Here is a 12,768-nt window from a genome sequence, read left to right on the forward strand (position 1 = left end):
ATGGCTAAACGAACACATATATGCTCAGAAATGCTGGAAAATTTAATAGGTGAACGGGTCCGCCTGAAAGGGTGGGTAAAAAGACGTCGTGACCTCGGACAGGTCATCTTCGTTGATTTACGTGACCGTTCAGGATTTGTACAGATCGTATTTAACGGAGAAAAAAATCCCGAAGCTTTCGCAGCAGGAGAAAAAGTCCGTAACGAATATGTAATTGAAGTAGAAGGGGAAGTTATTGGCCGGGATGCTGAAAACGTAAATGAAAAGATCGAAACCGGCGCCGTTGAAGTTATGGTTGACCGCATAGAAGTATTAAACGCAGCAAAAGGTCTTCCCTTTGTCATTGAAGATAAAGTAGACGTATCAGAGGACGTACGTCTTAAATATCGTTACCTCGACCTCCGTCGTCCAAAGATGCAGGAGACGATGTACCTTCGTCACAAAACGACGAAGTTTATCCGTGACTTCCTCGATGAAGAGGCCTTTATGGAAATTGAAACACCAATGCTTACGAAAAGTACGCCTGAAGGTGCCCGTGATTATCTCGTTCCTTCCCGTGTGCATCATGGTGAATTCTACGCTCTTCCCCAATCTCCACAGCTGTTTAAGCAGATGCTGATGGTTTCCGGGTTTGAGCGCTACTACCAAGTGGCACGTTGTTTCCGTGACGAGGACTTAAGAGCGGACCGTCAGCCGGAGTTTACTCAAGTGGATATTGAAGCTTCCTTCATGGAGAAAGAAGACCTGCTTGAGATGATGGAGGACATGATGGTTTCCCTTCTTGAAAAGGTAAAAGGCGTTAAAGTCGACCGTCCTTTCCAAAGACTTACTTATCAAGACGCAATGAACCGATACGGATCAGACAAACCGGACACCCGCTTTGGTATGGAACTTGTTGACGTATCTGAAGTTGGGAAGAACAGCGGATTTAAAGTCTTTGCGTCCACAGTTGAAAAAGGCGGGGCTGTTAAAGGGATTTGCGTAAAAGGTGTGGCTGACCAGTACTCAAGAAAAGACCTGGATGGCCTCGGTTCGTTCGTTGAAATTTACGGGGCAAAGGGACTTGCCTGGCTCAAAGTTGAAGCAGACGGTGAATTAAAAGGACCGATTGCCAAGTTCTTTGAAGCTTCTGAACGTGAAGCGATAATCAGTTCTTTTGAAGCAGAAGAAGGAGACGTTCTGTTCTTTGTTGCAGACAAAGTGAGAGTAACATGGGACAGCTTAGGCGCCCTTCGTCAGAAGTTTGCAAGAGACCATGACCTTATCGATCAGTCAAAATTTAACTTCCTGTGGGTAACCGAATTCCCCCTTCTTTCTTACGATGAGGATGAAGACCGCTATGTGGCTGAGCACCACCCCTTCACACGTCCGGTAAAAGAAGACGAGGAGAAGCTTGTAAGTGAGCCGGAAAATGTCCGTGCTGAAGCCTATGACCTTGTATTAAACGGATATGAACTTGGTGGAGGATCCCAGCGTATTTACGAGCGTCACCTTCAGGAGAAAATGTTCAGTGCACTCGGTTTCTCTGAAGAAGAAGCGAAAAGCCAGTTCGGTTTCCTTCTCGATGCATTTGAATACGGTACGCCTCCACACGGGGGAATCGCCCTTGGCCTTGACCGGCTCGTTATGATTCTTGCAGGCCGTTCAAACCTTAGAGAAACAATTGCTTTCCCTAAGACCGCAAGTGCGAGCTGTCTTTTAACGAAGGCGCCAGCCAGTGTGAGTGATGCACAGCTTGATGAGCTGAACCTCTCTGTTAAGCCAAAGCCGGAAAAAGACAAAGAATAATAACGGAACATTTATAAGCAAGAGGGCGAAACGTAAGGCAGGTACCTTACGCTTCGCCCTTTTTTAAATACTCTCGTTATACTTTCTTTAGCTGTTTTCGTCCAAACCGTTGCTATTCGCACTTCTTCTAGAGTACAGAAATAAAGATGAAGCCTGCGTGCTCTTCGCTTTCCGTGGCGGTACCGGCAAGCCTCCTCAAGCTAAAGCTCTACGGGGTCTTGCCTGGCCCCCGCGGCCACAGGAGTCTCAGGCACTTCGGCTTCAATACTTTTTTAGCTAGAGCAACAATCCTTATGAAAACAGACGTTCATGAACATTAATTCTCACCATGGCGTTTGCAAACTTGTTTGCGGTATTATTCGGCTGTGGTCTCTATATCTTCTGATTCTTACAGCGCATCGTGCGGAGTTGAACGTAATACGCGACACTCCTGCAAAAGTGCGAGAAAGGCGATACCCCGCAGGGGAAAAGCCCCGAGAAGGCTCGGCGCGAGTCGCGGAAAGGGAGCGTATTCCGTTCAACGAAGCTGCCGAAATAAAAGGAGGGGTTTAGCACCCTGCCTAACAGGGGGATCCTAAATTTTTTTAGAACATAAAAACAGATCACACTGCGACTATAGTCCTGAAATAAAAAAAGTCAGAAAAAAGTGTTTATTCATGATCTGAGAGGGTACTACATATAATAAGACAAAGGTTGAATCTCTCACATACGAGGTTTAATCATAAGGGTCCTAGATTGACCGTGGTAACTCAACGTTTTGAGCCAACACAAGAACATAGGGAGCTTTACTCGTTCTTGCGTGGAGTGCAGGCCTTGCAGTACATAGAGGAAGCGTGAAGCGAAAGACAAAGCACCCACCTGCTATTGCAGGTTCAAAACAAGAGTAGAAAAAACGGCTATACCGGGATCCTTATCCACTTGAATTCTCTCCCGTTAATATTAGCGGGATTTTAACTGCAAAAAAACTGCCCTGTTGTAAGGGCAGTTTTTTTATTTTGCAATTTTCTCGAGATTTCCGTTTTTATCCATCTTAAATGCAGGAGCTGCGCGATCTTCGCTTACTTCCTCCTCAAGAAGAGCCATCCGTCTGGCACGGTTCATAATCTGTATAATGGATTGATAATCCTCTTCGACCACTTTATGCTCTTCTTCCAGTTCTTTTAAACGATCCTCCAGCTCGGCTACTTTACGGTTAAGAAAGTCATTTTCCCTTACAAGTCTGTCGTTTTCCACTTTGGCAGTAGCAGACATGTAGTTGTTTTGTGCCATGCGCTCAAGGAACTCGATTACGTCAGTGAGAGTCATTTCCCGTTTACGGTGTGTAACCGGCGGAAGAGTCACTTCAACCAATTCAGCTTCCTCTGCCACCTGATAGGTTTCTTCGGGGCGGTAGGTTTTTTCGATAGCTGAAGGTTCACTAACTGAAGGGGTTGTAACAGGCTTGGCATCGTGAGCCAAACGGCGTTTACGTTCTTTCCGGTGTTTTTTTGCTAGTTTGATTGCGTCGTCGTATTTATTACGCACAACAGCGTTCCAGCGGAAGCCACAGGCAGCTGATGTTCTGTTAAGGGCATCCCCTACTTCATCAAATGCGTTAAGCTGGGTGCTTCCTTCACGGATATGTCTTAATACAGTTTCAGCCAGCAGCAGATCATCTTCTTTTGACCATGCATCTTGTCTTAATTTCATGATTGCACAATCCTTTCTTTGGTTAAGATTCACGATTTACTACTAACATGGTCATATAAAAGAGTAAATATACCAGACTCACTAAAAATTACTAGCTTCTTCCAATATGGTAGCTTTCACCTTCTAGTGAACAGCAAACAGGGCGGCCAACAAGGAAACATCTTCCCTGTGGGCCGCCCTGTTAAGAAACTGGCGATCTTTAAACACTTTTATTTCTTATTCTGTTTACGGTCTTCAAAGTAATCCAGACGTTTTTGTACCGTTTTTTCATACCCGTTGGTAGAAGGTGTGTAAAATATCCTGTTCTTAAGATGGTCGGGGAGGTACTGCTGCGGTACATAATGATTTTCGTAATTGTGAGGGTATTTGTATCCTTCACCGTGTCCGAGCTTTGAAGCTCCTTTGTAATGAGCATCACGAAGATGAACAGGAACATCACCGCGTTTTTCTTTTTCCACAGCCTGAAGAGCACTGTCGATGCCGCTTATGACGGCATTGCTTTTAGGGGCGGTGGCCAGATACAGCGTAGCTTCTGCTAATGGAATCCGTGCTTCAGGCAATCCGACAAACTCGACAGCATGTGCCGCCGCCTGTGCGATCAGAAGGGCGTTCGGGTCCGCAAGTCCCACGTCTTCAGCAGCGTGAACATAAAGACGTCTTGCAATAAACTTCGCATCTTCTCCTGCATAAATCATTTTGGCAAGCCAGTATAATGCGGCATCAGGATCAGAACCTCTGATGCTTTTTATAAAAGCAGATATTGTATCGTAATGATTGTCCCCTTGTTTATCATAGTGAACGACTCTCTTTTGTATAGATGCTTCAGCTGTATTAAGGTCAATCCGGATGATCCCGTCTTCATGGGGATCTGTTGTGAGGACGGCCAGTTCAAGAGCGTTGAGTGCCGTGCGGGCATCTCCGTTGGCTACGTCAATTAAATGATCGCGGGCATTTTGGTCGAGAGTGATTTGATATTCTCCAAATCCCCGCTCCTTGTCACCCAGCGCATGATCGATCACATTCCCGATTTCGGCATCCTCCAGAGAAGATAATCTGAAAAGACGAGACCTGGATATAAGGGCGGGGTTAACTTCAAACATAGGGTTTTCCGTAGTAGCCCCGATTAAAATGACCGTCCCGTCTTCAACAAATGGAAGAAGGGCATCCTGCTGTCCTTTATTAAACCTGTGGATTTCATCAATAAACAGAATGGTTTTCGTTTCTTCATATTTGAGACGCTCTTTTGCCCGTTCAACAATTGCCCTCACATCTTTAATTCCGGCTGAAACGGCGTTCAACTGTTCAAAACGGGCAGATGTGGAATTGGCGATGACCCTTGCCAATGTTGTCTTCCCTGTTCCCGGGGGACCGTGAAAGATCATCGCTGTCAGACGGTCGGCCTGAATGGCACGGCGGAGTAAAGTGCCTTCTCCGATAATGTCTTTTTGGCCGATGACTTCATCAATGGTTCTGGGCCTCATCCGGGAAGCGAGAGGGCCTTTCGGTTTACTGTTTTCAGGGTAGTCGAACAAGTCCATGATTTTTCCCCCTGTATCTAGGATTTAATGATTGCAATTATCTTCAAACACCGTTAAAATGCTAGTGGCTGTAAAGGGTATTCAGGCCTTTTGCAAGTACGTTTATACAACAGTCTGATCATACCACGGATGCCTTTTATTGAACATTTATGTGCTATAATATAGGAAAGATAAATGATAATACAAGTAAACCTGTCTGAAAAGAATGGATAGTGTTTCTTTTTATCAGGCGGGAGGAGCAGAATATGAAGACATCTGTACCGGACCAGAAGTTTTTCAGGTGGTCCGTCTATATTATCGGGTTGATCATTATGAGCCTGGGCATATCGTTAACAATTCTTGCAGATCTGGGAAGTGCACCGTGGGATGTACTTCATATCGGACTGACCAATCAATTTGGCCTTACAATTGGTACTTGGACAATAATTATGGGTTTTATTACGCTTATTACGGCAACCATGTTAACAAAAGAATGGCCGAAAGCAGGAGCCTATTTGAATATGATCCTTGTCGGGGTCTTTGTAGATATTCACCTGTTCATCCTGACTACACCTGGTACCCTTATTGGGCAGGGATTCATGCTTGTTGCAGGAATTCTTATTATGGGATTTGGGATTGGTCTTTATATCAGCCCGCGCTGCGGTGCAGGTCCGCGAGACAGTTTTATGCTTGCTGTGTCTGAGAAAACAGGAATGACGGCCTCGCGTATCAGAGGCTTAATGGAGATCGTTGTATTAGCTTTTGGCTGGTATCTCGGAGGCCCTGTTTTTATCGGAACAATTATATTCAGTTTAACAATCGGACCGGTTACGGGACACTGCCTGGTTTTGTGTCAGACCTGGATGGACCGGAGAATGGAAAGAGGGATTAGCGTTGAAAATATCCACTAAAGGAAGATATGGACTCACTATTATGATGGCTTTGGCAAAAAAATACGGTGAAGGTCCGATTTCACTAAAATCGATTGCAAAGGACCATAAATTATCCGAACACTATCTGGAACAGCTCATAGCACCTCTTCGAAATGCCCAGCTCGTTAAGAGTGTGCGGGGGGCATATGGGGGATACATGCTGGCAAAAGAACCACAGGACATTACAGCCGGTGATATTATCCGGGTTCTGGAAGGGCCGATCAGCCCGGTTGAAGTTGTCGACGATGAAGAACCGGCAAAGCGGGACCTTTGGATAAAGATCCGGGACGCTGTAAAAGATGTTTTGGACAATACGACTCTCCACGACCTTGCCACATATGAAGATCAGGGAGATCAGGAATACTATATGTTTTACATTTAGAGACTTTTCTGCAGTAACTGTCAGAAGGAATAGTGAAATGTACGGCTAAAGTGAGGCCTGTTTTTAGCCCTCACTTTTGTTATGAGTAAAGGGACGATTTATCGGCTCGAGAGGTGATTAAAATTGAAGAGAATTTATTTGGACCATGCAGCAACATCCCCGGTAGCACCTGCAGTTGTTGAAGAAATGATGCCTTATTACAAGGAAGCATTCGGTAACCCGTCAAGTATCCATCATTTCGGCAGAGAGGCACGACGGGGGCTGGACAGTGCAAGGGAAAGTATTTCTTCCGCAATCAATGCCCGGTTCGATGAGATAATATTTACGAGCGGCGGCACAGAATCGGATAACCTTGCTGTTATCGGTTATGCGACAGCCCATAAGGAAAAGGGCCGTCATCTGATTACAACTGAAATCGAACATCACGGGATTCTGCATGCTTTTGAGTACCTGGAAACACAGGGGTTTGAGGTTACTTACCTGGCCGTGGATGAGTCAGGAAGGATTACTGTTGAGCAGGTAAAGCAGGCACTCAGAGAAGACACCATTTTCGTTTCTGTTATGTTTGGAAATAACGAAGTAGGAACAGTCCAGCCAATTTTCGGGATTGGGCGTCTGCTGACAGATCATACGGCTGTTTTCCATACAGATGCGGTCCAGGCTTTTGGAATGGAAGAAATCGATGTAAGGAAGCTGAACGTCGATATGATGAGTGTGTCGGCTCATAAAATTAACGGACCAAAAGGAATCGGTTTTTTGTATTTAAAAGCAGGACTGTCTGTGAGCCCGGCTCTTTACGGCGGGGAACAGGAGCGTAAACGCCGTGCCGGGACGGAAAACGTGGCGGCTGTTGCAGGGATGAAGAAAGCCGTACAGCTGACATTGGACAAACGGATTCAAAAACGTGAAACGTACGAAAAATACCGGGATATAATTTTAAATACTTTTGAAGAGCAAGATCTTACTTTCTATGTTAACGGCAGCAGTGATGACCGTATGCCTCATATTTTAAACGTGAGCTTCCCGGGAGCAAATGTTGAATCAATGCTCACAAATCTTGATATAGCAGGGGTGGCTGTATCAAGCGGCTCTGCCTGTACAGCTGGATCGGTTCAGCCTTCCCATGTACTTTCAGCAATGTTCCCTGATGATCCGGAACGAAGTCAGTCGGCCATCCGTTTCAGCTTTGGTGAAGGATTAACAGAAGAAGATGTTTTGTATGCTGCAAAACAGACAGCAAATACAGTAAAGCGTTTAGTAAAACAACAGGAGGTGGCACACGATGGCACAAGTAAAAAAAGCACCTGAAGATACCAGGGTAATTGTAGGAATGTCCGGCGGAGTAGATTCCTCTGTAGCGGCTTATTTATTGAAAGAGCAGGGCTATGATGTAATCGGCATTTTTATGAAAAACTGGGACGACACTGATGAAAATGGCGTGTGTACCGCAACTGAAGATTACGAAGATGTTATCCGCGTCTGTAATCAGCTTGAAATTCCATATTATGCTGTAAACTTCGAGAAGGAATATTGGGACAAGGTCTTCACATACTTCCTTGAAGAATACAAAGCGGGACGCACCCCAAACCCGGATGTGATGTGCAACAAGGAAATTAAGTTTAAGGCTTTCCTGGATCATGCCTTATCACTGGGAGCTGATTATCTGGCAACAGGACATTATGCCAGAATCGGAAGAGAAGACGGTAAAGTCCAGCTTCTCCGCGGCATAGACGATAACAAAGATCAGACGTACTTTTTGAATGCTTTAAGCCAGGACCAGCTTCAGCATGTAATGTTTCCGGTAGGGGAAATTGAAAAGCCCAGAGTCCGTGAAATTGCAAAAGAAGCGAACCTCGCCACAGCTTCAAAGAAAGACAGCACAGGTATTTGTTTTATTGGCGAGCGCAATTTCAAGGAATTTCTCAGTGAGTTTTTGCCTGCCCAGCCAGGTGAAATGCAGACCATAGACGGGGAAGTAAAAGGGACCCATGATGGTTTAATGTATTATACTCTCGGTCAGCGTCACGGCCTTGGTATCGGCGGAGCCGGAGAACCGTGGTTTGTAGTAGGAAAAGACTTGGAGAGAAACGTCCTCCTGGTAGGACAGGGATATGATCACCCTAACCTGTATTCAGATGGGTTAAAGGCCATTAAAATCAACTGGATTGAGCCTGTAGAAGGGAAGACGTTAAGCTGTACAGCGAAATTCAGATACAGACAAGCGGACCAGGAAGTAACGATCGAACTGACCGGCAGCACAGAAGCAACTGTGACGTTTAAAGAACCACAGCGGGCGATTACACCTGGACAGGCTGTCGTTTTCTATGATGGGGACGTATGCCTGGGCGGTGGAACGATAGACGAAGTCATTACAAAGTAATCATTCAACAAGGGGAGAGGCAACAATGACAGACAAAAATCAGCAGGCTGTAAAGGAAATGCAGGAAGGAGATCTTGAGGCTGCAGCGAAACTATTAAACGAAGCGATAGAGGAGCATCCTGAAGATCCGGTTGCATATACGAACTTCGGAAATCTTCTGGCTGCAGTTAAAGAGGATGAGAAAGCCCTTCGATTTTTTGAAAAAGCGATTTCCATCGATGAAAATGCAGCAGCGGCCCATTACGGCAAAGGGAATATCTTTTTTAACCAGGATAACTTCGAAAAAGCAATTGAGGCTTACCAGAAGACATTGGAGCATGGCCTTTTGGAGTCCGATGTTTATTATATGCTCGGTCTCAGCTATTACCAGATGAACGATTTATCACATGCTCTGCCAAGTCTGCAGCGGGCGATTGAATTAAACCCGAAGGATATTGATGCTAACTTTCATTATGCTCTTACGCTTGCCCAGCTGGAACTTGTGGATCAGGCGGTTGAAGCTTTTAATGATGTCCTTCTTTTGGACCCTGAGCACGCTGACAGCTGCTTCAACCTGGGTGTTGCTTATGCGTATAAAGACGAAGCGGAGAAAGCTCTTAAGATGTTCGAACGGGCTATAGCCATCCAGCCGGATCATGTGCTGAGCCACAATGGTAAAAAGCAAATTGAAGCTCAGCTTAATGGAAATTAAGCTGATTAAGGGTGAAAGATCAAGACCAGAAGCGATAGAAGCTCCGGAAAGCAGGTCTGCTTATGATGAGCGAATCAACTGAAGCAAATTATGCAAAAGGGGAACTTCTTCATTTGATTTATCACAATGAAGAAAGTCTGTATACAGTTGCAAAAATAAAGGTCACAGACTCGAGTCTGGATCTTCCGGACCGTGAACTTACGGTGGTGGGGATTCTCCCTAAACTCGATTATGATGTGACCTATCTTTTTCATGGAGAAATAAAAGACCATCCGCGTTTCGGAAAGCAGTTTAAAGCTGATCAGTTCCGTAAAGAAGTCCCACAGACGAAACAGGGAATTATTCATTACTTATCAAGTGACCGGTTCCCCGGTATAGGCGCCAAAACCGCTGAAAATATCGTTGAAACACTTGGGGATCAGGCCATTACGGCCATTCTTGAGGATAAAACCCGCCTTTACCAGGTGGAGGGACTGAAAAAGGACAAGGCTGATAAGATCTACGGTACTCTCCTTGAGGAGCAAGGCGTAGAGCAGGTCCTGTTAACGTTATATGATTACGGCTTCGGACTGCAGCTCGCCATGAAAGTGTATCAGGCATATAAACTTGATGCCATGCGAATCATTGAAGAGAACCCTTATAAAATGATTGAAGACGTGGAAGGAATCGGATTCGCCAAAGCTGATGCCATCGGCTACAAGCGTGGCCTCAGAGGAAACCATCCAGATCGTATCAAAGCTGCCGTCATTTATGTACTTACAGAACAGACGATGAATGAAGGTCATGTTTACACGCCCGTCAAGGCTGTTCTGACCGGGGCTCAAAGGCTTCTCAGTGAGAGAGAACGTGTGGATGAAGAAGATATTGCCCAGGCGGTTATTGAGATGGGTGAAGAAGGCAAAGTGATGGTAGAAAAAGAACGGATGTACCTTCTTACCCTGTACTTTGCTGAAAAGGGGATTGTCTCCAATCTGCACCGGCTGATCAGCCGTGGAAAATCAGTAGAGGATTTCCCGGAATCCGAGTTTTTAAAAGCTCTAGGCAGAGTAGAAGAAGAACTGGGAATCGAATATGCAGTTACTCAGAAGGAAGCCATCCAGACGGCTCTTACCTCTCCCGTAATGGTTCTGACCGGGGGACCAGGAACAGGAAAAACGACAGTGATAAACGGTCTCGTTGAAGTTTACGGAAAATTAAAGGGTGTTTCGGTAAATCCTGATGACTATAAAAAAGACGATCAGTTCCCGGTTATTCTCGCCGCCCCAACAGGGCGTGCGGCTAAAAGGATGACCGAGTCTACAGGTCTTCCTGCCTCAACGATTCACAGGCTTCTTGGCTTTAAAGGAAATCAGGACGACTTTGAATATGGTGATCATCATCAGCTTGAAGGAAGCCTGATTATTTTGGATGAAATGTCCATGGTGGACACCTGGCTTTGCAATCAGCTGCTAAAAGCGATTCCTGACGACATGCAGGTTCTGTTTGTAGGAGATGAAGATCAGCTGCCCTCGGTAGGGCCGGGTCAGGTTCTGAGTGACATCCTGTCAACGGAACTGTTGCCGTCTGCTCAGCTGACGGCCATCTTCAGACAGGCTGAAGGCTCCAGCATCATTACTTTTTCCCATGCTATAAAAGAAGGGAAGAACCTTGCAGAGGTAGACCGTAAAAGCAGCGATCTGCGGTTTATTCCATGTGCGATGTCACAGACAGCCGATGCGGTTAAACAAATCTGTGAAAGAGCAATAGTGAGAGGCTACACCCCGAAAGACATTCAGGTCCTGGCTCCTATGTATCGTGGGGACGCAGGTGTTACAGCTTTGAATGAAATGCTTCAGGAGCTGTTTAATCCAAAAAAAGAAGGCAGGCGGGAAGTGGCCTACGGAGATGTAATCTACCGGCATGGCGATATGGTTCTTCAGCTCGTTAACAATCCCGAAGAGAACGTATATAACGGGGACAGAGGTGAGATAGTTGCGATTTTCACACCAAAAGAAACGGAGCAGAACCAGACGATGATCGTTATTTCATTTGATGGAATCGAAGTCGCTTATTCAAAGTCGGACTTAAATCAGATCACCCACGCATACTGCTGCTCCATTCACAAATCACAGGGAAGCGAATTCCCTATTGTTGTTATGCCAATTGTGCGGAGCTATGCGAGAATGCTCCGTAAAAATCTGATTTACACCGGTGTGACAAGGGCGAGGGACTTTTTGTTAATGTGCGGGGAATGGCAGGCCCTTAAGAATGCTGTTGGACGTGAAGAAGGGACAGGGCGGAACACGACCCTTCGTGAAAAGCTGAAAGCGGCATTTATGGAAGTGACTCACCAGCATGATAAAACGGGTGTTACCAAAGACTAAGGAGTGTTCAAGGAGTGTGATGCACTTTGCGAACATTTCAAAAGGTCAAGGGAACACCCGTTTTTTTACTGGCTGATGGATCGAATATTGGTAAAGTGAGCGATCTCTTTGTTGATGACAGCGGCAGTGTGACCGGCTTTTGGGTAGCGGGGAGGAAATGGTGGCAAAGACGTAAATTCCTGCGTTTGGATACCATTGAAAAAACAGAGACTGCAGCGATTTATATAAAAAGTGATGCAGATCTGTCGTTTGCACCTGAAGCGCTTTTCCGCTTTCATGACGGGAAAAATCATCTTTTTGGAAAGCCCTTGTTAACGGAAGACGGGGCCGTAACCGGGCTTCTGGAAGATGTATATTTTCTTGACGATCTGGGCACGATTGTAGGGTATGAAGTGACCAATGGTTTTATTTCGGACTTTACTGAAGGCAGGCATGTTGTAAAAACTGACTGTCCTCTCAGAGTCGAAAAGGACCAGCTGGTGCTGCGGACTCACAGTTAATGCTTGGAGGAGAGCGAAATGCGTTGCCCAAACTGCAAAGGCAAAGATATTGGAAAAATCGGTTCAAATCAATTTTACTGCTGGAACTGTTTTATTGAACTCACCTTGTCAAACGGACGATTATCATTACACCAAGTAGAAGCAGACGGGAGTTTAAGTTCTCTTGATGACCTGTTTGCAGAAGAGGAACGTCGTGTCGAAACAGACTTCTGACTGGTGGTGACAGACGAATGAGGTATTTATCTTTAATGGCCATCGGTGCCGGTGCTGCTGCCTATGCCATGAGCATGGACAAAAAGACCCGGAGACGATGGAAAAAACGGATGGGGAACGTAAACTTCCTGGAGGAGTTTGACCTGGATGACTACATCCCAAGCAAACGCCAGATGAAACGTTACCAGCGACGTTTAAAGAAAGCAATTTCGTAAAACAAGAACCGGCAGACTTTCCTGCCGGTTTTTCAAATTGTCGGGGGTCTGTCCCCGCATAATTTTGTGCGGGACAGACCCCCGACAATTTTGTGACT

The 12,768-nt window shown here is 45.7% G+C and carries 12 protein-coding genes and 1 other RNA gene; 11 read left to right on the plus strand and 2 right to left on the minus strand.

The annotated features are described in order from the left end of the window. Positions 1–1,788, plus strand: coding sequence for an aspartate--tRNA ligase (gene aspS, locus EBO34_RS01980; RefSeq protein ID WP_122896281.1), 1,788 nt, complete (start codon positions 1–3; stop codon positions 1,786–1,788). 724 nt (positions 1,789–2,512) lie between these two features. Next, positions 2,513–2,700: non-coding RNA, 6S RNA (gene ssrS, locus EBO34_RS01985), on the plus strand. A gap of 78 nt (positions 2,701–2,778) precedes the next feature. On the opposite strand, the gene EBO34_RS01990 is transcribed toward ssrS, so the two are convergent. Together EBO34_RS01990 and EBO34_RS01995 are read right to left on the minus strand one after the other, a co-directional pair. Then, positions 2,779–3,477 (minus strand): RsfA family transcriptional regulator, encoded by a 699-nt coding sequence (locus EBO34_RS01990; RefSeq protein WP_122896282.1) that lies wholly within the window; start codon positions 3,475–3,477, stop codon positions 2,779–2,781. 209 nt (positions 3,478–3,686) lie between these two features. Next, on the minus strand, positions 3,687–5,015 hold the full coding sequence (locus EBO34_RS01995; protein ID WP_122896283.1) for an AAA family ATPase: 1,329 nt from the start codon (positions 5,013–5,015) through the stop codon (positions 3,687–3,689). Positions 5,016–5,260: 245 nt separating this feature from the next. Here EBO34_RS01995 and EBO34_RS02000 point away from each other — a divergent pair, with 245 nt between their 5' ends. From EBO34_RS02000 to EBO34_RS02040, 9 genes are all read left to right on the plus strand, one after another. After that, a complete protein-coding gene (locus EBO34_RS02000) occupies positions 5,261–5,905 on the plus strand; it encodes a YczE/YyaS/YitT family protein (protein WP_122896284.1) in 645 nt (214 codons plus the stop codon). Continuing rightward, positions 5,889–6,308, plus strand: coding sequence for a cysteine metabolism transcriptional regulator CymR (gene cymR, locus EBO34_RS02005; RefSeq protein ID WP_122896285.1), 420 nt, complete (start codon positions 5,889–5,891; stop codon positions 6,306–6,308). Before EBO34_RS02000 ends, cymR begins: the two co-directional genes overlap by 17 nt. Positions 6,309–6,431: 123 nt before the next feature. Continuing rightward, on the plus strand, positions 6,432–7,616 hold the full coding sequence (locus tag EBO34_RS02010) for a cysteine desulfurase family protein (protein ID WP_122896286.1): 1,185 nt from the start codon (positions 6,432–6,434) through the stop codon (positions 7,614–7,616). Beyond that, a complete protein-coding gene (gene mnmA, locus EBO34_RS02015; protein WP_122896287.1) occupies positions 7,591–8,688 on the plus strand; it encodes a tRNA 2-thiouridine(34) synthase MnmA in 1,098 nt (365 codons plus the stop codon). Before EBO34_RS02010 ends, mnmA begins: the two co-directional genes overlap by 26 nt. A gap of 25 nt (positions 8,689–8,713) precedes the next feature. Then, complete coding sequence (locus EBO34_RS02020) at positions 8,714–9,379, plus strand: tetratricopeptide repeat protein (RefSeq protein ID WP_122896288.1); 666 nt, start codon at positions 8,714–8,716, stop codon at positions 9,377–9,379. Positions 9,380–9,441: 62 nt separating this feature from the next. Beyond that, positions 9,442–11,742: an SF1B family DNA helicase RecD2 gene (recD2, locus tag EBO34_RS02025; RefSeq protein WP_249413974.1), complete on the plus strand. Its 2,301-nt coding sequence runs from the start codon at positions 9,442–9,444 to the stop codon at positions 11,740–11,742. A 26-nt stretch (positions 11,743–11,768) separates the two neighbouring features. After that, complete coding sequence (locus EBO34_RS02030) at positions 11,769–12,242, plus strand: PRC-barrel domain-containing protein (RefSeq protein ID WP_122896289.1); 474 nt, start codon at positions 11,769–11,771, stop codon at positions 12,240–12,242. A gap of 18 nt (positions 12,243–12,260) precedes the next feature. Further along, the gene (locus EBO34_RS02035) at positions 12,261–12,455 is read left to right on the plus strand and encodes a hypothetical protein (RefSeq protein WP_122896290.1); all 195 of its coding nucleotides are present in this window, start codon (positions 12,261–12,263) and stop codon (positions 12,453–12,455) included. A 17-nt stretch (positions 12,456–12,472) separates the two neighbouring features. Continuing rightward, entirely contained in the window at positions 12,473–12,670 is a 198-nt protein-coding gene (locus EBO34_RS02040) for a hypothetical protein (protein ID WP_142996763.1), read from the plus strand. The last annotated feature ends 98 nt before the right edge of the window (positions 12,671–12,768 follow it).

The organism is Alteribacter keqinensis (genome assembly GCF_003710255.1).
GTDB classification, from domain to species: domain Bacteria; phylum Bacillota; class Bacilli; order Bacillales; family Salisediminibacteriaceae; genus Alteribacter; species Alteribacter keqinensis.